Source organism: Pseudodesulfovibrio portus (assembly GCF_026000375.1).
In the GTDB taxonomy this organism is placed as follows: Bacteria; Desulfobacterota; Desulfovibrionia; order Desulfovibrionales; family Desulfovibrionaceae; genus Pseudodesulfovibrio; species Pseudodesulfovibrio portus.
In genome coordinates this window covers 209947-229567 of record NZ_AP026708.1, presented here as the reverse complement: position 1 = coordinate 229567, position 19621 = coordinate 209947, and the positions used below count along the sequence as shown (strand labels likewise).

Here is a 19621-nt window from a genome sequence, read left to right as displayed (position 1 = left end):
TTTCACTGAGAGCCTGACCCCGATCCCGGAAATGCCGTCAGGATGCTGCACAATCAAAATACGCCATCTCAATTTCGACTCTCACCGATAACTGCACGAAGGGCAGCAACTCTTTACGAGACGATACAAATTAAACATCATGATTTTAGCAACTTATATGTTTGTCTCATAATGTAAATTATGTAAACTTTTAACAAATAGAGCGTGAAATGCGGGGTCGGAAAACCATCAGGTTTTGCCTACCCTGTTTTGACGTCTTCACTTCAAGTAATCGATGAAACGGCATTGAGAGTTTCTTTGGAGGCTGGTAATGGTTCTTCATCGGAAACAATGAAAAATCGCTCCTGCGGCGTTTGAGGAAAAATGAAATCACTTATCTCGACCTCCCTTTGCCTGGCCATTCTCCTTCAATGCAGTCTTGGAACGGCCTTGGCCGCCTCTGACCAGACCTTCCCGGAATGGCTCGAACACTACGGGGCCTGGGACCGGCTCGAACAGGAAATAGCTCAAGCACCCTCGCAGGACTCTCCTGATACGATCCTGAAGCGTGCCGAGGTCTATCTCAACCTCAACTCGCCCGCAAAAGCACTTGAAATCATTGAAATGACGCCCGCTTTTACCGACCCGGTACTGGAAGCGCGCCGGTTATGGATGGGCGGACAGGCCCAGCGCGGCTTGGGAGCGCTTTCAAAGGCGGTCCTGTGGTTCACGCAAGCAGCTACTTTCATGGAAGATTCGGCCATGCGCCGCCAATTCAAGGATGAACCCGACCTGGATACCATCTGGCAGGATGTCTGGCTCAAGATGTATTGGTCATACGAATCCAACTACACCCTTTCCAGGGACACTCAAAAAACGGCTTTGGACCAAGTACTGGCAACCGGACAAAAGGTCTGGCAAACCAAGTTCTGGGATACGGCTGGCGCACTGCTCAATCCCGCCCCGATCGACCCGCTGGCTGCGGCCTCACCGCCCCCTGCCGCTGCAGCCGGTACCGATCAAACCATCCCGGTTCTGACGGCCCAGGACACTCGCTTGATTGCCAAGGCCATGGCCCTTGTTTCATTGGAAAAATTCAGTGACGCTTACACCGCTGTTAGCGAAATATCATCCATACCTGCCCGCACCTTCTGGACTTCCATCGTAATTTTTGTCGAAAACGGCAGCCTGCCCAGCAACCTTGATGTATTCCTTGAAGGCAACTATTTGAAAGCTAACGCTTTTTGGGCTGGGAACATCCTGGCCGCGCACTCACTTTCACGCAGCCAATGGTATCTGGGCAACCCGGATTCCGGACCGTGGACGCATTTTCGGAACAACATCCTGAACATGGACTTCACCGACGCCACGAAGGCCATCGACAACGAGCTGGGGTCCATGCTCATTTCCGAACAGACCGCCGCCCTGCTGAACAATTTCAAACTCGCCCTGTCCCTTGCCAATGGGGAATTTTTGTCTTCGTCAACAATCTGGAATAACTTGAATAAAAAGAGCCTGCCCATTACTCTGCGATTGGCCGGGCTGTTGGCCTTCAAGGAAGACTTTAAGAACGTGCTGCCGGATCAACCCGCCGAAGCCTACCGGCTGTATCCGGTTCTCTCCGCCTTGTCCGGCGCTGCCGGCCAGGATGTTCACGAAAAGACCGACGCCCCCTTCTGGACGACAGCTGAACCTTCGAAGCTGCGTCGGCTCGCCAAGGAAGAATATCCTCTGGACCGGCTGCTCCTTCTCGCCTACTGGCAACAATACTTCGAAAAGACCCCGTCCCCGGATCTGGCCAAACGGGTCGCCTTTCTCTTTGATGATTCGTCCTTTGGAATCCAAAGCATGATCTACCTGGCGGACCATGCGGCTCACGCCAAAAAACTGCAGCTCAGCGCCTACTACCTGAACCGCATCGACGAAACCACCCTGCCTCCCAACCTCAAGGTTTCCTGGCTGGACATCAAGACCCGGCTGGAACTGGATTCAGGCAGGCAGGGGGCTGCATTGGAGACCTATCAGCAGATGGTGGCCACCAAAGAGCCCCTCCCGGTCATGACACGACTGCGCATGGCCCTGCTCTATCAGCAGCGCAAGGAATACAAGTCCGCCCAGGCCGAGTTGTTGACCATGTGGGACCAGCGCGCATCCATGACAACCGCCCTGCAGGCCGAGACCCTGTTCTGGCTTGGAGAGGGGGAATATGCCATGGGAGATGCCGACAAGGCACTGGATTATTACCTTAAATTGGCCTGGATGTATCCTCAGGAAAACATCTGGTGCCTGACTGCGATGTACCGCGCCTCCCTGATCTACGAAAAACGTGGCAAGTACCGGACAGCCAAGAAGCTGCTCGGCACCGTGGTCCGAAATGCCGCCCGCAAGGAACAGCGCGAGGCAGCCAAGGCGCGCATCGACGCCATCGACAAGAAGATGGGCGAGGAAAAACAGGAAAGTCAAAGCACTCTCGTGTACCCGTTCTAGAATGCGCGAACCTGCCATGAGCCTTGAATCAGCCCGGTTCGGGGCCATCCAGGCGCTGCCTGTGGCCCTGTCCGTCTTTGCCTACGGCATGGTTTACGGGCTGCTGACACGGGAAGCCGACCTGACGTTTTTGGAAGCCATCCTGTCCAGCGGCATCATATTCGCCGGGTCGTCCCAGTTCGTGGCCCTGGACATGTGGACCCACCCTCTTCAGATAACCGCCCTGATTCTCACCGCTTTCATCGTTAATTTGCGCCATGTGCTCATGAGCGCCTCCCTGACGCCCTGGCTGACCCCACTGCCCCGCCGCTACCGTTACACCCTGCTCTTCCTGCTGGTGGACGAAAGCTGGGCCCTGACCTATGGCGCGGTCCACAAGGGCAAGGCGGACATGGGATTCCTGTTGGGAGCCGGGATCATGATGTGGTGCGCATGGATGGGAGCGACCATAACAGGACGCATGGTCGGGGCGATCATCCCCCACCCCGAGGCGTTCGGCCTGGATTTCGCCTTTACCGCCGTGTTCTTGGCCCTGCTGGCCGGTCTGTGGAAGGGAAAGAGCGATATTCCGGCCTGGACCGTGGCTGCGGTTACCGCCTTGTGCGTGTACCATTTCGTTCCCGGAAAGTGGTACATAGTAGCCGGTGGCCTGGCCGGCAGCCTGACCGGATTGTGGGGGGCCCATGCAGACGGATAGCCTGCTGGCCATCATCGGCATGGCCGTGGTCACCTACCTGACGCGCATCAGCGGCCCGTGGCTCGTGCGCCTGGTCCAGGGCAACCACCGCGTGGAGGCGTGTTTGTCCCGGTTGCCGGGCTCCATCCTGGCCGCCCTGCTCGCTCCACTGGTTTTTGCCGTGGGCTCGGCTGAAGCCATGGCCTCGGCTATCACCCTGCTGGTCTCACTCAAGTTCCGCAATATGCCGCTCGCCCTGATTGCAGGCGTTGGATCACTGGTCCTCATCCGGCATATCATCTAGAACCATTCGTTATTAAAAGAAAAAATCCGAGAGCCTTCACTCTCGGATATGTACTTCTAAGATATCGGGCCACCGCTTACGGCAGATCGCGCTGGACGTAACCGGAAAAGTCCATCTTGTGGATGACGAACTCCCTGCTGAAAAAAGGCGACGAGATCAGGAACTCCGCCGACGACCGGTTGCTGGCCGTGGGCAGATTGTACAATACTGCAATGCGCAACAGCGCCTTGACGTCCACGTCATGCGGCTGCGGCTGCATGGGATCCCAGAAAAAGAAGAGAACATCGACCTTGCCCTCGGCGATGGATGCTCCGAGCTGCTGGTCACCCCCCAGGGGACCGGATTTCAACCGATGGACTTTCTTGACCTCGCCTGACCCCGACTTGACTGCCAAGTCCTCGAGCAGTTCCTCGACCAATCCGCCGGTCGTGCCGGTCGCCATCAGGTTGTGTTGTCGCAACACATCATAATTACAAGCAATGAAGTCCAAAAGCTCTTTCTTGCAATTGTCATGAGCCACTACAGCAATATTCTTGATTTCTTTCATGCCGTCCCCTGATTGAACCAAATTCTCGCACCGTTATGAGATATTCTATTCGCACACCGTGCCGGATTATTCAATGCCGTGCATGATAAAGGACATTGATTTCAAATAGTAAAACAAAAATACACCGTTACGCTCAGCCCTTAAAAAACGGCTATTCCCAGTAACGACAGCCCGTCCCGGAAAAGAAGGACGGCCAGCAGGCACAGAGCACAACCAAGAATACGCATGATCCAGGTGTATGCCCTGCCCTGCAGAAAAGCTTTTGATTGGGCCACCAGAAGAGCCGTGGTGATCTTTGCGCCCACGAGGCTCGCATAGAAGCCGAAAAGAAACGCGAGAAGCGCGATCACGCCCACTTCCAGGGCTCCGGCCATGATCGACCCGCCCACGCTCAACCAGAACAGGTACGGATGCGGGCTCAGCATGTTGGCCAGGACACCCTTGAGCAGAGAATTGGGCCTGACGTCCGTAATATTCATCACAACCGCCTTGGGCCTGAGACTCTCATATCCCATGTACAGGATGAAAATTCCGCCGATCAGAGAGATTACACCGAGTATGCCCTTGAAGTCGGACAATTGGGATAGAGCGAATAGGGTCAGCAGTATGATGAGCGTATCCGTGATCAAGGGCGAGAGCGCTACCCTGATACCGGCACCGATGCCATGACGAAGGGTCTCGGAAATGACCAGCGCCAGAAGCGGCCCGGGTGCAAACCCGGCGGACAACCCCAACACGATCCCGAGAAAAAGGTAATGAGTCATCGCACGTCAGTCCCTGCCGTAAGTAATCGTTATGGATACCGATCACAGTCATTAACCGTACGGACCATAAAGAGCAACCAAAGCCCCGAATGGTGTCGGGACGGGAACAGGCGGCACGGGCAATAATTGGAAAAGAGGAAGGGCTGCAGCTTTTCAGCTACAACCCTTTGATATCGTGGTGCCGAGGGGGGGATTCGGTTTTTTACTCAAAAGAAAATTGCGCTAACTAATTAAATTTTAATGACAACTCAACGCTGTCTCAAAATATGGGTTTCGAGTTTGACCCAGCAGTTTGACCCAGTTGAATGACTTCCCTACCCTACGCAACTTCAAAGTCTACTTCAACTCATTAATTTATTGAGAGCCGCCAGCATTCCGCCAGCGGCTCTCTTGTTATTACGAGGCCCGAACGATCAATCTCTCGTCGTCAGCCTCCTCTTCAATTTCCTCCTCCAGTTCTTCTAACTCGTCCTCATTGCATTCTACAGAACGAGGCTTGTCTTCCTCTTCCATGGCGAAAACGCCGGTCATGGCCAGGATGCCAACGGCCACGCCGCCAATAAAGGTCCAAAAGTCTCTCATTGTTTTCTCCTTTTAAGTTTCGAATTCAGTGCCGCACTGGTTGCAGCGCCATTCGCTGATAATGTGACGGTCGATATGCTCGCCGACCTGGTTGCCTACAGCTGAACCGGCGAAGAAGCCTGCGAGCGCTCCGGCCAAGCCTCCGGCGAGGATGCCGATGCCCGTGCCTACGACCGGAACAACCGAACCGATGGTTGCACCCGTTACGGCACCGGAGGACGCACCCCAGTATCCGGCTGCGCCACCGGCCACGCCGCCGACTGCGGTACCGATCTTTTGGTTGGTGTTGATCAATGCGACGTGCTCCGAACTGTCGCAGTTCGGGCATTTGGGGATCTCATTATCCATATTTACCTCGGGATTATTGGTGACTATTTGACGAGCGCACCGCGAAGCATGCCAAACATGGCCGGGGCCAACTCGGACAAGTCGTTGATGGTGCGGCTGTGATCGGGGAGCAGCTTGGTGATGGCTTCGGAGGTGATGCCCAGGCCGTATATTTCAACGCCAAAGCGTCTCCCCCCTTCAATGGCATCGAGAGCCAGGTTGAAGGAGTCCGGATCTCCGTCCGTCAGGATCAGGATAATCTTTCTGGATTCGAAGAGCGGCACGACTTGCTGCAATGTCCACCAGAGCGCCTCGCCGAGCGGGGTGCAGCCGGTAGCGTTCACGCCGAAGTTCGGATGCATGCGCTCGCCATGCCTCAGGATCGGGCAGACTGTCGGGCTTTGATCGTTCTCATTGCCACCGTCAGTCGGCGTTCCAGCCGGGAAGGCCGTCACAGCCACGTTGATGCCGACAATGGCATCCAGGGCCGTGGTCACGGCATGACACACCTGTGTGGTCAGTTTTATCCGCCGCCTCATGGAGCCTGAGCAATCAAGCAGGATGTGCACGGCGGTATTGATGCCGACCTTGCGACCGGCCCGCTTGAAGACGCGAGCATCCGCCACCGAGACCCTGTGCAATTGCCGGGCATCCAGTCTGCCATGACGGCCAACCTTGCTCCGCGTCAGTACGGACGATTGCAGTAGCCCCTGAAGCTGTGTCCGCAGGGCGATCGATACCCGCTTGGTTGCGGCCACATCTTCCGAATCGAGCGGCTTCACAGTCTTGGTGCCGAGTTGCGCCACGCGAAGGGATTCATTCAGCTCCCTGGGCGTTTCCTTGCGCAGGTGGGCCGCCAAGGCATCGCCCAGATCATCGGGTAGATCATTTTCGTCGGCATGTATCAACCTATTCAAAGCGTCCGAAGGGAGTTCATCAGACACTCCATTTTTACCCGATTTACCCGTTTTCGATTCCCCATTTTGCTGGGGAAAAGAAGCCACTTTCTCCTTGAGGATCGAAACGACTTCCCGCGCATAGAGGATACAATCCTGAGTGGAATCGCAATAGGCATGCACCTTTTTCAAGACATGGTTCAACCGCCCGATCAGGCCGGGATAATGGGACTCAACGAAGTTACCAACATCGTCCCGTTGCCCGTTCAGAGACGGCACGTCCCACGCCCGGACCGACAGCAACAGCCAGTTTAGTATGGCCATGGCCGGATCGGTCGTGTTCTTCGATGCGTCCCCTAAGAGATGCCGGATCAGCCAGTTGAAGTTCGACCGACAACCGGGGAACAACCTGGCCAGCCGATGCTCCACGCGCCAGTCTTCAAAGGTGTTCCATACGTGCATCTCCAGCGGGGGCAGGTTCGCCAGGCGCAACCAATCGAACCTCGTTTCTCGGATGTGGGCGGCCTCGTGATCGATGTACCCGCGAGCTAGGCCTATGAGCGTCTCGCTGCATTCCAGCGGCAATGCAGGCAAGTGGATAGTATTGCCGTCCGTGTAAGCGTCCTTGCCGCCGATGGCGACCTTCACGCCGTACTTGCGCCCAAGAACCGACGCCACCATGGGCAGGGATTTCATGATGAGATTGTTCGTCATGGCAATCACCAGAGTCCCTGGCTGTCAATTGAGTGCGTATGCACCGCCTCGGGAACAAACCGGGTCTTGGCCGAAGGCTTTTCCTCCGGCGGAACCGGGAGCGTTCCCGCCACCAACCCGGCCAGGATGTCGCTGGCATCCTGGCCCTTGATGATCTTCTGACCATGCGCAACGAGTGTCGCAGGATCGCGCAGGAGCGAAACCACGCCCTGGAGCATGACCAGTTCACTTCCCTCAATGTGTCCGCGCTTGGGCATGCGGTTGAACGCCGTATCCAGCAGATCGACGACCGGCACGACGCGGGGCTCCACGAAGCTCAGCCCGGCCAGCTTGGCATGGATGGAGCGCAGGGGCGAGAGCGCCTTGTGCGTCACCTTGTCCTTGCCCTCGAAGCAACGTTTCCAGGCGTCGGCGGCGGCCTTGGCGACCTCGTCGAACAGCGTGCCGCCAAGTTCCTTCACCTCGTCTTGCAGACCATACCCGACAGCGTTATCCGTGGGCGGGACAAGCTTGAAAAGCTGCCAGCGGAAGTCCAACCGACTGCGGACGTAATCCGCACCGACGGTGGAGCCGCCGATCAGGCTTTCCCAACCGGGATGTAGGGATATCCAGTCCTTCACCGCTTCGTCGTAGCGATTGAGGAACTGCTCCTTCGCCGACAGGAAGTCGTCGCGGATGACGGTCAACTCGGCCACGATGTCGTCGGCCTTGCCCTCCGGGATGCCCCAGCCTCCGAGAAAACGAACACCGGTCCGGTCCAGAAGATTCACGGCGCGGGCCTTGAGCGTGCCGAAAATGCGCAGCTCTCTGGGGTCACAAACCTTTTTGCTGCCCAGCGACGCCAGGTCATCGGGCGGCAATGCAGCGCCACCGAAATCGGCGGGCGTCAACTTCTTGCGGGCGGTCCAGATGCTCACGTCCAGATTAATGGCCATTAAATTGTCGAGCACGGTGATATCAGTCTGAGTGTCCATGGTTACTCCTTTGTTTCTTGGGGGAAGATGCGTTGCGCCAGCTCATGCAGCACCGTCCGGGTCTCCGGAGTGGCTCGATAGCCGAGGGCGCGGTCGAGCGCATAGGTCACGGGTTGGATGCCCTGCCGGGCCAACGGTTGAAAACGGACGGTTAGGTCTGCCCAGCGAATGAGAGTGCGGGTCGAAAACGTTACCTCGATGGTGTCGCGAAAGCTGCCGTCGGCATGGCCCATAAACAGCTTGCGGACCTCGTTGGCGTATTCCACCATCTTGGTCCGCACGTCCTTGGGAAGCCCCGGAGCTTTGCGATGCAGCAACTCCCGCTCCGCCTTGGGGCTTGGGTAGCCGATTTCGCAGAGCCAAAACCGGTCCATGAATGCAAGGTTCTGCCTGAGCGTGCCTTGGTACAGACCGGTTTCGTCGGTCCCGCCATTGGTATTGGCCGTGGCCGCAAACCGGAACAGCGGATGCGGCTTGATGACCTCGCCTCCGTTCTCGGGGATGCACAGGGGATCACCGTCCAGGATACCGTTCAGACCGGCAGCGGTAGCCGGATCAAGCAGGTCGATCTCGTTGAGCAGGAAAAGGCCGCCGAATTTCATGGCGAGCGCAAGCGGGCCGTATTGAAAACTCATATTCGAGTCCTCCACGGTCAAATGGCCGACCATATCCGGAAACTCCAAGCGACCATGGCCGGTGATATCGAAGACGGGGTAGTTCAGTTTCGCCGCAAGCTGCTTAATCAGGCTGGTCTTTCCGCTTCCTGCAGGCCCGAACACGTACAGCGGATCTGACGAATCCATAAACCATACGACGACATCGCGGCTGGAGTCGTGAAAAAGGTACTCCTGATTGAGGTCTGGGGTGAATGAGCACGGCAAGGCGAAACCACGCACCTTTCGCTTGGATTTCTTGCCACTGAAGACTTCTCCGGCGTCGAGGTCCGAAGGTTGTAATATTTTCAATTCTGTCAAAACTTCGCCCATAATTTTTTTCTCCCTAAAAAATACGAAAGCCCCTGCTCCAATCGGGAGCAGGGGCTGATTCAATTCCTCTAGCCTAAAAATCCTTAGATTCCAGGGTAATAATATATATTCAAAGCAGAACGAACAGCATTAATAATTGCACTATTAATTATTGTCAGCCTCGATATGAATATTACCAGATAAGTAATGGATAAGGTCGCCTCCCTTAATCACATGTCCTAATTCATACAATCCCGACGCTGAGCCAAAACGGCCATAAAACATCACTACATCACCCCAGGGTTCATAGTAGGCGAGAGTGCCGGGCTTGGCGGCTTTCACCAGCGGGGTGTTGCCGGTACCGAGCTTTTTCGGTGGATAGTATATCTTCTCGATGCCGCCGTAGTTTTCCACTTCTATGCTCAGCGGCAACTGGGCGTACAGGTCCTTGGCGGCCTGGCTGTCGTTGAGTTCATAAACGATGGTCTTTCCGTTTGCGCTCACTGTTATCTGCATGGATTCTCCCTCCATTTCTTCAGCGGCCAAGGCTTCAGTGCCCGGTATACCGGCAGCACCAATCATGATGAATGCGGCTCCGAGACCTACAGCCCCTTTTACCATGAAATCCCGACGCGAGAGTATCTTCTTCATGTCGCCTCTCGATCGAATCAGACGGCCTGACCCATTGCGTAGGCGTCCTTGCAGACGCTTTTGCCCTTCACTCCACCGGCATCCCAGACGCCGGTCACGGCGAGGGTGCCCTTCTCCGTCACATCCAGGCAGTCGGTGAAAATCCTGAACGTTTTGAACGCATTTCCAACGGGCAGGTTACCGCCCGCAGCGGCCACCATGAAATAGACGTCCTTGTCGTGAATCAGGGGGTAGATGGGGCAGACCCTGTCCATGAAGGTCTTCATGTGGGCGTTGAAGGAATGGAAATAGACCGGGCTGGCCAGGACCAGGACGTCGGCGGCCAGGATCTTCTCCAGAATTTCGTTCATGTCGTCGGCCTGGACGCATTTTCCCGACTCGCCGCTGCAGTACCTCAAGAAGATACGCCTCGCCCGTGCCCGCGACCTGATGGTGCAGGAAAACATGAAGGCGTACCTCGCCGCCGACGCCGTGGGGTATGAAAGCCCGTCTCAGTTCAGCCGCGAGTTCAAACGCCACTTCGGGCAGAGCCCGGCGGAGATCATGCGGGAGATCCGCTCGAACTAAGGGCGATCACAGCGCAACAGAGGCGAGGATGTGGTCCATGAACAGCCTGACCCTTCGCGGGAGCTGGCTGGAACCGGTCACCATGCTCACGTCATGCACAAACCCGGCGCTCCAATCCGGCAGCACGCGCACGAGGCGTCCGGCCTTCTCGTCCGGCTCGGCGTCACCCTCGCGGATCATGGCGACGCCATGTCCTGCCAAGGCAAAATCGAGACAGACTCCCACCGAACTGAAACTGTATTGGGGCTGCACTTCGACGACGACCTGCCTATTGCCGTTGTGCATGGGCCATCTATTCCCGAACCGCTGCAAGGCGATGCACGGGAGTTTGTGGAGGTCGTTCGGTTCCTCGGGAGTGGGGAACCGTTCAAGCAGGGCCGGAGCCGCGTAGAGATGCGGTTCAATAGTGAGCAGCCTCCTGGCGACCAGCGACGGGGCCACGGATGAGCCGATGAGAAACGCCACGTCATACGGGTCCGTGCGCATGTCCACGGGGTGCTCCACGAAGGTCAGTTCGATCTGTATGTCCGGCCACTGTGCCGCAAAATCCAATATCGCGTCTCTCAGTAGCCGTTCATAGAGGTCCCGAAACATGCAGACCCGGATCAGCCCGGACGGCTTCTGCATGTTCATGACCACCGAGTCGTAGGCCTTCTGAGTCTCCTCAAGGATAAAGCCGCAGCGGTCCAGGAGGTAAGCGCCGTTGTCCGTCAGCTCGACGTTCCGGGTATCCCGGTAAAACAGCAGCACCCCCATCCGTTCTTCCAGCAGCTTGATGCGTCTGGAAAGGGTCGAGACCCCGATCCCCAATGCATCCGCAGCCTTGGTGAAACTTTTCTGCCTGGCCACCTCTACCAGCAAGGGAACGTCATTCAGGAATTCTTGCACCATTATGCCCACCAGAGGAATAGAATTTTCCATTCAGCCGTGTTTATTTTATCTGTGAGCATGGTATGAGAAGGTAAGTCTAAAGGCAACCCGTCCGCCTGAGAGTGGACACAAGACGACCTACCAAAGGAGACAGACATGTCGATGCAAACCATACTCGACGGCACCGCCACCTTCCTCGAATATCTCGCCCTGGCCGAAGAGCCTTTCGGCGTCTACTACGCCGACACCCTGCCGGAGAACGCATATGGACCGAAAACGGGCACGCCCATCTCACGGGAATTGGAAGATAAGCACGAGCTGGACATGCAGGAGGTCATGAAGTCGTTCTCCTGCGTCATGGGCAACGTCTGGCTGGCCCGGAAGAAGGGCGGCGCGGCCTATATTTCCGCCGAAGAATACGGCTGTCCCGGCGGCGTGTACTACTGTTCGATGATGAAGCCCCACCTGCGGTTCATCGAGCATTACGTGTCCACCGGGTTCGAAGGCACGCCCTTGCACGGCGAACGCTACATGCCCAACCCCGACGCCATGCGCAAGTTCATGGAAGAGGTGAACCCGCGCGAAGCCACCGGCAAGTACTGCATCTTCAAGCCGCTGTCCCAGTTCACCGACGAGGTGCCGCCGGAGTTCGTCATCTTCTTTGCCCGGCCCGAAGTGCTGAGCGGCCTCTTCACCCAGGCCACCTTCACCACCGGCGACATGGAATGCGTCGTTTCCCCCTTTGGCGCGGGCTGTACCAACATGATCAGCTGGCCTCTCTACTACAAGGGCAAGGGATTGGAGAAGGCCGTCATCGGCGGCTTCGACCCTTCGGCCCGCAAGTTCATGAAGACCGACGAGCTGACGTTCACCGTCTCTCTAGACCTCTATGAGAAGATGCTGGCCGCCCTGCCCGATTCCATGTTCGCCCACGAAACCGACTGGAAGGGCGTGCGCAAGAAGGTCGAACGCAGCGCCAAGGCCTGGGGCGAAGACAGCTAACCAAACCTATTAATACTACTCGAACCAATGCCATGTCCCTACAAGGGATAGGAGAGGTGTACGATGGAAACACGAAGAAGTTATTGCGGACTGTGTCATCCCCGCTGCGGCATGCTGCTACATATCGACAACGGCAAGGTTGTGAAGATCACCGGCGATCCCGATCATCCGATCACCCACGGAGCGCTCTGCGAGCGCGGCCGCTTGATGCTGGACCACATTTATCATCCCGATAGGCTGAACTACCCGCTGAAGCGGGTCGGCGCGCGCGGCGAAGGCAAGTGGGAGCGGATCAGCTGGGAGCAGGCCTTGGATGAAGTGGCTGAGAAGCTCTCGAAGCTGCGCGACGAGTTCGGGGCCGAGACCCTGACCTTCACCCACGGAACGAAACGAACCTACCACTGGGATTGTCGCCGCTTCTTCAACCTCTTCGGCTCCCCCAACACCTGCGGCGTGAACACCATCTGCATGTGTCCGAGCTGCGCCACCGAGTACGCCACTTACGGCGGCATGGCCATGGGCAGCGATATCGTACATTCCCAATGCGTCGTCATGTGGGGATGCAATCCTTCCAAATCGAACCCGATGGGTGTCGCCCCCATGGTCGCTGCGGCACGGAAGAACGGCGCCAAGCTCATGGTCGTTGATCCGCGCAAAACACCCGAAGCCGAAAAGGCCGACCTGTGGCTGCAGATTCGCCCCGGCACCGACCTCGCGCTGATGCTGGGATGGATTCGGCACATCATCGTCACCGATCTCTACGACAAGGATTTCGTCGCCAACCACACCGTGGGATTTGACGAACTCAAAGTCGCCGTCGAATCCTACACGCCGGAAAAGGTCGAGGAGATCACCTCGATCCCGGCCGCCCTCGTGGTCGAATCCGCTACCATGTACGCGACTGCGGCTTCTGCCGTGATCCCCTTCGGCCTTGGACTGGACAAGCAGGGCGTCAACTCCACCCAGTGCGCTCGCGGTCGGGCGATCCTGCGCGCCATCACGGGCAACCTGGAAATTCCCGGCGGCGACATCTTCAGCCAGGCGGCCAACGTCGGCTTGGTTCACGACTGGGAATACCTTGAGTGCAACGACATGATGCCCGAGAGCCAGAAGGCCAAGCAGCTCGGTGCGGACAAGTACCCGTTCTTCGGTTTCCCCGGCTGGGAACGCAACTACGCCGCCAACCAGAAGCTGCCCAGAGGATACTGTATGCCCCCCGAGGCATGGCAGTCCAACCTCGCCCACGCCCGTGAGGTCATGAACGCCATCATCACCGGCAAGCCCTATCCCGTGAAGGCGGCCATCACACTGGCGAGCAATCCGCTGCTCTCCCTGCCCAACACGCAGCAGGTGTTCGAGGCGCTCAAGGCCCTCGATCTGTATGTGGTCATGGAATACTACATGACCCCGTCCGCAGCCATGGCCGACTACGTCTTCCCGGCGTCCACCACCGTGGAGCAGCCCGAGCTGTGGCTGACCGGCGGCTTCTGCGTCGCCTGCCCGCAGGGTATCGACCCCATCGAGGAACGTAAGGACAGCTATTACTTCTACAGGCAACTGGGACTGCGCCTCGGCCAGGAAGAGTACTGGCCGTGGGAGACCGTCAAGGATGTCTATGACCATTGCCTGGAACCGGTCGGCCTGAACTTCGACAAGCTCGCCGAACAGAACGGCCTTTTCGGGGAGCGGGAATTCCGCCGCTACGAGAAGGACGGGTTCGGGACACCGTCGGGCAAGGTCGAGCTCAAGTCCTCGATCTTCGAGGAACTGGGTGCTGACCCGCTCCCTGTATACAAGGAGCCTGTCTGGAGCCCGAAGAGCGACAAATCCGAGATAACGGAAGAGTATCCGCTCATCCTCATCACCGGCAGCCGGTACATGCCCATGTACCACTCCGAACAGCGGCAGATCGAAAAGGCGCGCAAGAAGGTGCCCGACCCATTGCTTTCGATCCACCCGGACACGGCTGCGGAACTGGGACTGTCTGAGGGCGACTGGGCCGTTATATCCTCACCGCACGGCTCCATCCGCCAGCGCGTCCACATCACCGATGCCATGCACCCGAAGATGGTGGACGCCCAGCACTCCTGGTGGTTCCCAGAGCGCAACGAGAAGCTTCCCGATCTCTTCGGCGTCTTCGAGTCGAACACCAACATGCTCTGCCCCGACTCGCCGGAATTCTGTAGCCCGGAAATCGGCAGCTGGCCCCACTCAGCGCTCATGTGCAAAGTTGAAAGAGAATAGAATTTGAATGCTTAAGGTCGATACTGAACTATTCAGCTAACAATACATAAAAACGCCTCCCGACGGATTCTCATTAGTCGGGAGGCGTTCTACATATCACATAACTTGGGATTCCACGCAAAGCACTATATCCAATAGACTGAAAAACAATGTAGTTAATTGGGTTGAAGCGATCTTGTTAACTATTATCTAAAAGTTAACGAGTGTCGCCATTCATCTTTTCCTGCAATTTTAATTAGTTAAGCCTAAATCCAGCCCAATCCACCCAAAAACGCCCTTGACATTTGTTAACTATTGATTATTTTTTAACAGAAGTTAACTAACTGTGAAAGGTGATTGTTATGCAGAAAGGAATGAACTCAAATCATCCCAAGCCGGGCTCTCGAATTACTGTCGATCCTATTCGTAAGCTGCGAGACGTGAAGGCAATCAAAGCCATCCTTACGAGCAAGCCTCGCGACTTGGCTCTATTCACTATGGGAATCAATACGAATCTCCGAGCTTCAGATCTCTTGCAGATTAAAATTGGTATGGTCAGAGATCTTGAACCTGGTGATGAGCTTGTTCTGAAGGAGAAAAAAACGGGAAAAGAACGAAGGATTACCCTCAACAAGACAGTCACAACTGCCCTGCGTGGGTACCTGGATGGAGTTGATACTGATGATACCGCCCCACTCTTCCAGAGCCAACAGAGGCATGGCCATGCTTTGACGGTCCCTTCCGTAAACAGACTCGTGAAGCAATGGTGTAGATCAATCAACCTTAAGGGGAACTACGGTAGCCATAGCCTCAGAAAGACTTGGGGGTACCACCAAAGAATGACCCACAAAGTTGACATCCCTGTGCTTATGGAGTGCTTTAACCACTCGTCACAAAAACAAACATTAACCTACTTGGGAATTCAACCAGAGGAAATCAAAAGCGTATATGAAAACGAACTTTAACCAGTAATCCCCCCCCCAAAAAAAAGAGGGGGATTACCTCCAACAAAGCGTATGGTCTTACTGTTTAGTTTTAGTTCAGCCCCATAATTAACTGCTCATTCGGCACCTTGTTTAAGCAGCACTGTTTTTAAATAATCATCTGTGGCATCAAATACAGGCTCAGTGTTGTTTAGCTTTCGCATTAACGGGATAACTTTAGTGCGAATCCCCATTCCTCTGGAGTCAACATAGCCATAGTCGCGCAATATATCCATAATCAAAGGATTCCTCGGAGAACGCTGGCCCGCCTTCATTTTTGTTACTGTCATTGAATTTTGGAGCCTTCCAGGGCTTATAACTTCCAACCGATTGAAAAATATAGACACTTCAATCTCAACAGAACGTGTCCAGTCGCGATGAGCCAATGCATTGAGAACTGTTTCGCGGATGGCCTCTTTTGGGTAGTGCCAATCTTTATCCCTACGAAGTCCATCGTCGATTTCACTATCTTCACTAGTTACGAAAGCTAAAATAGTTGCCACGAATTTTTCAATCAACCCTTCATCTACCAATTGTTTTCCACCTGTGTCGTCTTCCTGCCAACGAGCCACAAGTGGACCATCAAGATGTCTGTCTAAAACGGCTTGATATTCTTTGTCATCGCTATCAAAAACCATCACGCGTATACCTGCTTGTCGAAGGAATCGTCTAGGATTGATGCCAAAGCACAGAAGTCCAGCAATGGAACAAACGGTGTTGCCGATGCCATCAGCGACCATCAGCCCCATCCCGGTTAGCCGTTCAATCCATTCATCATCATTCGAAGGAACTTCAGGGTCAGAAATGACCCGCCGCAGGTAATATTCCAATCTGTCTAAATCAAGGCTGGCAATTGATGTTCCTGCCACAGGGAGGACTTCAACATGAAGAAGTCCTCCTGATTCGAATAATCGTATCTGCTGCTCTCGTGTTGCCAACTCTGAACGATCACCTAAACGAATATACGTATCCTCACGATTATTGTGCCTAAGGACATATGGTTTAGACACCCCTTGGGAAAGAGTAATAACCGCTACACGAAGGTCGGACTCGACAACAACCTCTTCATAAAAAGGAATAAGTTGTGGGTGCACCTTGTCGCGAAAGACATTCAACACCCATTCCTGTAGATTATCCCTGTGAAGACCTGTGATGCTCCCATCATCTTCCACACCAAGCAAAATCCGCCCCCCCATCAAATTGGCTAAGGCAACAATTTCCTTGCCCAACTGTTCAGGACGAATGTCATCTCGCTTGAATTCCACTCCTGAATTTTCACCGTTGGCAATTATTTCTAGAAGCTCTGATTTCAACATGAAGTCACCTTAGTACCCATACTTAAGTCTGCGCTGGTTGAATGCAGCCTTACCCCCTTCGAGGATTGCTGCGGCTTGGTCTCGTACATGCGGTACGTCAATCGCACCTTGTGCTTCGTTTCGCATGATAGCTTGGTTGTCTGACGCCTCAAACACTCCAATCCATTCCGCATCACCAAAGACGGGGATATTTGCGTTGTGTGTAGCAAAGATAAATTGCCTTGCAATTTTAGCACGTCGCAATTCAGTCACAATACGGTCAGCGATAAAGGCATTGTCTAGATTATCCTCTGGCTGGTCCATCAGTAACGGGTCTTTATTCTCTAAAAGAAGCAAGTGCAAAATTGCTGTGCATTGCTGCCCCGTTGACAACCTGTTAAGTATACGGAACTTTTCCGCCCCCTCATGAGCTGTATTAAGTTCAATGATAATCATGTCTGGCTGCTCAATTTCCTCCAGTTGCAAGGCTTGAGCAGGGGATAATTTCACCAGAGCATCAGCTACTGTTGGAGTTATCCCCCAATTCGCTTCTCGCAACGAATCCGCTCCAAGCCGAATAAGTTCAGCCAACCGTACTGGTGAAAAATCATCATTTTCATTGATCCAGGCCAAACGTTTTTCTCCAACGCCTTCCAGTTTACAATTTAAAAGGAAATTCACGACGGGTTGTCTGTCAGCCTCGGTCTGAACCTGTAGACGAAGTTTCCCTGCAAGTCGTTTATTCAGTTTCTTGAGACTTCGTTCAAAATACGCCGATCTCTCTGAACGTTGAATGGAAAGGTCCTGCAAAATAGCCTTTCGTCGTTTAAGAAGCGAGGCATGGAACTGTTCGCGAGATGCAATCATCGCCTTTTGGGGACGAATCTTTTCTATATCTCGCATCAATCGCTGATACTCCTCACCTACTTGCTGTCCTGTTTTCCCTTCACAAGAGGGAAGTGCTTTGAAGTTTTTCTCTAAGACTTCTTCTTCATTTTTTACAACCTCAAGAAGTTGACTTGAAAGGATTTCGATTTGGCGGGCACGACCGTCGTATTTCTTTTGCCATTCCTGGAGCAAAGCCTCAGTTTCATTTCGCATAGAATCCAATTCTGCGCGAATTTTTTTGAAAATTTCCACCCCAGGGAGTTTTTCAATAGCTGTATCGCTCAAAAATATTGTGTCGGGCAGATTGTCGCGAACAGCGTTAACACTTCTTTCAAGGCTTGGCCCTTCTTGCTCATTCGTACGCTTGATAATTCTCTTTGCCTGTTCAAGGTGAGGAATGATCTTCAGCTTTTCGCCAATCCCCAAACTGTTGAACTGTTCAAGCTGTTCTTCGAGCTTGGGAAGACGAGCAACTTCATCTTCGATTTCCGAGACTCCCTTTAATGCATCGACAACTTTTACACGGTTTTCTGACAGCTTTGTGATGGCTTCTTGAATGGCTCGTTCGGCATCTGACTGCCCCGATTCCAAGAAACGCTCAAGCAACTGGCCTTGCCCGACCGGGTCTTGGGCAATTTCATAAATCTCATTTTGGCCGAAGATTTCAACTTCCGGCAACAAATCTCTGGGGGTAAAGCTTGAGGGTTGCCCCTGTTCATCCTGAATACTGGTGCTTTCCCCGTATCGGCGGGACAGCGTGAATCGTCTGCCATTCATCTTTGAGGAGCGAATGGCCAACTCTACCCTTGCTTTTGATTTTCCGAAATTTTCTTTAATGATCTCATCATGCTGCTTCTGAGCATTCTTTCCGATGGGACGCAAATCAAGCACGTATCGTATGCATTCCAACAAAGTTGATTTTCCTGTGCCGCGACCACCAATAATGGCATTGAGATGCTCAGAAAAACCAATATCTAAGCCATCAAGGTACCCACCCGTAACCCGCAACCGTTCAAGTCTTGAGTAGTAGGATTCTGAAATGTCGCTATTGAGACGGACACGGGATTCAGGGTCTTGAAAGGCTAATTTAAACGCCTCGAAACTGGGATTGGTCATCTTGATCAAACAAGAGGCTTTGGGGTTGGCCAAGTCTTCAGGCATGGCAACATCCTTGGCGTTAATTACAGCAACAGGGCTTTCCCGTTGGTAGGCTGGATCTTTATTGAGGATCACTCTCCGATAAAAATCACCATCAATGCCTTTAAGAGCTTCGATCGTAGATGGAATCTGAGCGGCTTTAAGCAATGGATTTTGCCAGATGTGACTTAACCTTTTTTGCAATAAGCCACTATCGTCTATGCAGTGAGCCGCGTAGACTAGCCCTCCGTGGTCGTCTACAACTCGCAATAGTTGCTCGCCGCTAAGCCGCGATGGGCGAATCCCATCTTCAGGGTCAAGAAGCTTTAAGTCGCCTAAATATCTATGCAGTTCGACTGTTGTGGTTTCCTCCGGGTACAGACAAACAAAATGCACTTTTTCGCTGGAAGCAATCTCAAATCCGGGAAAGACTAAGATTTCATGGTCATTCATGAGGGTGCGAATAGCATCCACACCATCGACATTGCCATGATCAGCCAAGCCTAGGACTTTTATGTTCTGTTCCTGAGCATACTTCAGGAGTGCCTGATTATAGTCATCCTGCGTCATGCCATGATCATCCCCCCGGTAGCTGATGTAGCCAACGGGGTTAACCTGCATAGCACATTTCCAAAATTGGGCTTTGGTGTAGCTCTTTGACATTTCATTCATTCCTTGCTGCTCGTTTTCCTATCAGGCTCAAGAGATGATCGTTAATTCTGTCGCCATTGAATATCTAGTTTCAGCTCAACGTTCTCTACAATCTTCTGTGACTACCGCACCAGCCAGA

Annotated in this window: 19 protein-coding genes; 7 read left to right on the top strand and 12 right to left on the bottom strand. The window is 54.1% G+C overall.

The annotated features are described in order from the left end of the window. Window positions 1–363 precede the first annotated feature (363 nt). From OO730_RS01160 to OO730_RS01150, 3 genes are read left to right on the top strand one after another with little or no spacing between them, the layout of a single operon-like run. Window positions 364–2466: a tetratricopeptide repeat protein gene (locus tag OO730_RS01160; protein ID WP_264982747.1), complete on the top strand. Its 2103-nt coding sequence runs from the start codon at window positions 364–366 to the stop codon at window positions 2464–2466. 16 nt (window positions 2467–2482) lie between these two features. After that, complete coding sequence (locus OO730_RS01155) at window positions 2483–3163, top strand: AzlC family ABC transporter permease (protein WP_264982746.1); 681 nt, start codon at window positions 2483–2485, stop codon at window positions 3161–3163. Next, on the top strand, window positions 3150–3446 hold the full coding sequence (locus OO730_RS01150; protein WP_264982745.1) for an AzlD family protein: 297 nt from the start codon (window positions 3150–3152) through the stop codon (window positions 3444–3446). The genes OO730_RS01155 and OO730_RS01150 overlap by 14 nt, the downstream gene beginning before the upstream one ends. Window positions 3447–3522: 76 nt before the next feature. Here OO730_RS01150 and OO730_RS01145 read toward each other — a convergent pair whose 3' ends face one another. The 9 genes from OO730_RS01145 to OO730_RS01105 all read right to left on the bottom strand — a co-directional run bounded on the left by OO730_RS01145 (window position 3523) and on the right by OO730_RS01105 (window position 10216). Beyond that, window positions 3523–3993, bottom strand: coding sequence for a methylglyoxal synthase (locus OO730_RS01145; RefSeq protein ID WP_264982744.1), 471 nt, complete (start codon window positions 3991–3993; stop codon window positions 3523–3525). 140 nt (window positions 3994–4133) lie between these two features. Beyond that, window positions 4134–4757 carry a LysE family transporter gene (locus OO730_RS01140; protein WP_264982743.1) on the bottom strand — a complete coding sequence of 208 codons (624 nt, stop codon included), beginning with the start codon at window positions 4755–4757 and terminating at the stop codon, window positions 4134–4136. Window positions 4758–5153: 396 nt separating this feature from the next. Beyond that, entirely contained in the window at window positions 5154–5339 is a 186-nt protein-coding gene (locus OO730_RS01135) for a hypothetical protein (protein ID WP_264982742.1), read from the bottom strand. 12 nt (window positions 5340–5351) lie between these two features. After that, a complete protein-coding gene (locus OO730_RS01130; RefSeq protein WP_264982741.1) occupies window positions 5352–5687 on the bottom strand; it encodes a hypothetical protein in 336 nt (111 codons plus the stop codon). 23 nt (window positions 5688–5710) lie between these two features. Beyond that, entirely contained in the window at window positions 5711–7276 is a 1566-nt protein-coding gene (locus tag OO730_RS01125) for a hypothetical protein (RefSeq protein ID WP_264982740.1), read from the bottom strand. Window positions 7277–7281: 5 nt separating this feature from the next. Further along, window positions 7282–8250: a DUF3150 domain-containing protein gene (locus OO730_RS01120; RefSeq protein WP_264982739.1), complete on the bottom strand. Its 969-nt coding sequence runs from the start codon at window positions 8248–8250 to the stop codon at window positions 7282–7284. Between the two features lie 2 nt (window positions 8251–8252). Further along, entirely contained in the window at window positions 8253–9236 is a 984-nt protein-coding gene (locus tag OO730_RS01115) for a CbbQ/NirQ/NorQ/GpvN family protein (protein ID WP_264982738.1), read from the bottom strand. A 144-nt stretch (window positions 9237–9380) separates the two neighbouring features. Continuing rightward, on the bottom strand, window positions 9381–9866 hold the full coding sequence (locus tag OO730_RS01110) for a cyclophilin-like fold protein (RefSeq protein WP_264982737.1): 486 nt from the start codon (window positions 9864–9866) through the stop codon (window positions 9381–9383). Window positions 9867–9883: 17 nt separating this feature from the next. Beyond that, on the bottom strand, window positions 9884–10216 hold the full coding sequence (locus tag OO730_RS01105) for a flavodoxin family protein (RefSeq protein WP_264982736.1): 333 nt from the start codon (window positions 10214–10216) through the stop codon (window positions 9884–9886). Between OO730_RS01105 and OO730_RS01100 the strand changes: the two genes are divergently transcribed. Then, the gene (locus OO730_RS01100; protein ID WP_407681902.1) at window positions 10215–10433 is read left to right on the top strand and encodes a helix-turn-helix domain-containing protein; all 219 of its coding nucleotides are present in this window, start codon (window positions 10215–10217) and stop codon (window positions 10431–10433) included. The two genes, OO730_RS01105 and OO730_RS01100, sit on opposite strands and share 2 nt — an antisense overlap. A gap of 6 nt (window positions 10434–10439) precedes the next feature. On the opposite strand, the gene OO730_RS01095 is transcribed toward OO730_RS01100, so the two are convergent. Beyond that, window positions 10440–11324, bottom strand: coding sequence for a LysR family transcriptional regulator (locus OO730_RS01095; protein ID WP_264982735.1), 885 nt, complete (start codon window positions 11322–11324; stop codon window positions 10440–10442). 135 nt (window positions 11325–11459) lie between these two features. On the opposite strand from OO730_RS01095, the gene OO730_RS01090 reads away from it, so the two are divergent. The 3 genes from OO730_RS01090 to OO730_RS01080 all read left to right on the top strand — a co-directional run bounded on the left by OO730_RS01090 (window position 11460) and on the right by OO730_RS01080 (window position 15493). Beyond that, a complete protein-coding gene (locus tag OO730_RS01090) occupies window positions 11460–12305 on the top strand; it encodes a DUF169 domain-containing protein (RefSeq protein ID WP_264982734.1) in 846 nt (281 codons plus the stop codon). A 63-nt stretch (window positions 12306–12368) separates the two neighbouring features. After that, window positions 12369–14549: a molybdopterin-containing oxidoreductase family protein gene (locus tag OO730_RS01085; protein WP_264982733.1), complete on the top strand. Its 2181-nt coding sequence runs from the start codon at window positions 12369–12371 to the stop codon at window positions 14547–14549. Between the two features lie 341 nt (window positions 14550–14890). Then, window positions 14891–15493: a tyrosine-type recombinase/integrase gene (locus tag OO730_RS01080; RefSeq protein ID WP_264982732.1), complete on the top strand. Its 603-nt coding sequence runs from the start codon at window positions 14891–14893 to the stop codon at window positions 15491–15493. Between the two features lie 95 nt (window positions 15494–15588). On the opposite strand, the gene OO730_RS01075 is transcribed toward OO730_RS01080, so the two are convergent. Further along, window positions 15589–16827, bottom strand: coding sequence for an RNA-binding domain-containing protein (locus OO730_RS01075; RefSeq protein ID WP_264982731.1), 1239 nt, complete (start codon window positions 16825–16827; stop codon window positions 15589–15591). Between the two features lie 9 nt (window positions 16828–16836). Then, window positions 16837–19494 carry a TrlF family AAA-like ATPase gene (locus OO730_RS01070; RefSeq protein WP_264982730.1) on the bottom strand — a complete coding sequence of 886 codons (2658 nt, stop codon included), beginning with the start codon at window positions 19492–19494 and terminating at the stop codon, window positions 16837–16839. Window positions 19495–19621: the final 127 nt, after the last annotated feature.

What these genes read in the sequence shown, in the direction of transcription:
- OO730_RS01160 (WP_264982747.1), top strand. Translation starts at nt 364, where the DNA reads ATGAAATCACTTATCTCGACCTCCCTTTGCCTGGCCATTCTCCTTCAA.
- OO730_RS01155 (WP_264982746.1), top strand. Translation starts at nt 2,483, where the DNA reads ATGAGCCTTGAATCAGCCCGGTTCGGGGCCATCCAGGCGCTGCCTGTG.
- OO730_RS01150 (WP_264982745.1), top strand. Translation starts at nt 3,150, where the DNA reads ATGCAGACGGATAGCCTGCTGGCCATCATCGGCATGGCCGTGGTCACC.
- OO730_RS01145 (WP_264982744.1), bottom strand. Translation starts at nt 3,993, where the DNA reads ATGAAAGAAATCAAGAATATTGCTGTAGTGGCTCATGACAATTGCAAG.
- OO730_RS01140 (WP_264982743.1), bottom strand. Translation starts at nt 4,757, where the DNA reads ATGACTCATTACCTTTTTCTCGGGATCGTGTTGGGGTTGTCCGCCGGG.
- OO730_RS01135 (WP_264982742.1), bottom strand. Translation starts at nt 5,339, where the DNA reads ATGAGAGACTTTTGGACCTTTATTGGCGGCGTGGCCGTTGGCATCCTG.
- OO730_RS01130 (WP_264982741.1), bottom strand. Translation starts at nt 5,687, where the DNA reads ATGGATAATGAGATCCCCAAATGCCCGAACTGCGACAGTTCGGAGCAC.
- OO730_RS01125 (WP_264982740.1), bottom strand. Translation starts at nt 7,276, where the DNA reads ATGACGAACAATCTCATCATGAAATCCCTGCCCATGGTGGCGTCGGTT.
- OO730_RS01120 (WP_264982739.1), bottom strand. Translation starts at nt 8,250, where the DNA reads ATGGACACTCAGACTGATATCACCGTGCTCGACAATTTAATGGCCATT.
- OO730_RS01115 (WP_264982738.1), bottom strand. Translation starts at nt 9,236, where the DNA reads ATGGGCGAAGTTTTGACAGAATTGAAAATATTACAACCTTCGGACCTC.
- OO730_RS01110 (WP_264982737.1), bottom strand. Translation starts at nt 9,866, where the DNA reads ATGAAGAAGATACTCTCGCGTCGGGATTTCATGGTAAAAGGGGCTGTA.
- OO730_RS01100 (WP_407681902.1), top strand. Translation starts at nt 10,215, where the DNA reads ATGTCGTCGGCCTGGACGCATTTTCCCGACTCGCCGCTGCAGTACCTC.
- OO730_RS01105 (WP_264982736.1), bottom strand. Translation starts at nt 10,216, where the DNA reads ATGAACGAAATTCTGGAGAAGATCCTGGCCGCCGACGTCCTGGTCCTG.
- OO730_RS01095 (WP_264982735.1), bottom strand. Translation starts at nt 11,324, where the DNA reads ATGGTGCAAGAATTCCTGAATGACGTTCCCTTGCTGGTAGAGGTGGCC.
- OO730_RS01090 (WP_264982734.1), top strand. Translation starts at nt 11,460, where the DNA reads ATGTCGATGCAAACCATACTCGACGGCACCGCCACCTTCCTCGAATAT.
- OO730_RS01085 (WP_264982733.1), top strand. Translation starts at nt 12,369, where the DNA reads ATGGAAACACGAAGAAGTTATTGCGGACTGTGTCATCCCCGCTGCGGC.
- OO730_RS01080 (WP_264982732.1), top strand. Translation starts at nt 14,891, where the DNA reads ATGCAGAAAGGAATGAACTCAAATCATCCCAAGCCGGGCTCTCGAATT.
- OO730_RS01075 (WP_264982731.1), bottom strand. Translation starts at nt 16,827, where the DNA reads ATGTTGAAATCAGAGCTTCTAGAAATAATTGCCAACGGTGAAAATTCA.
- OO730_RS01070 (WP_264982730.1), bottom strand. Translation starts at nt 19,494, where the DNA reads ATGTCAAAGAGCTACACCAAAGCCCAATTTTGGAAATGTGCTATGCAG.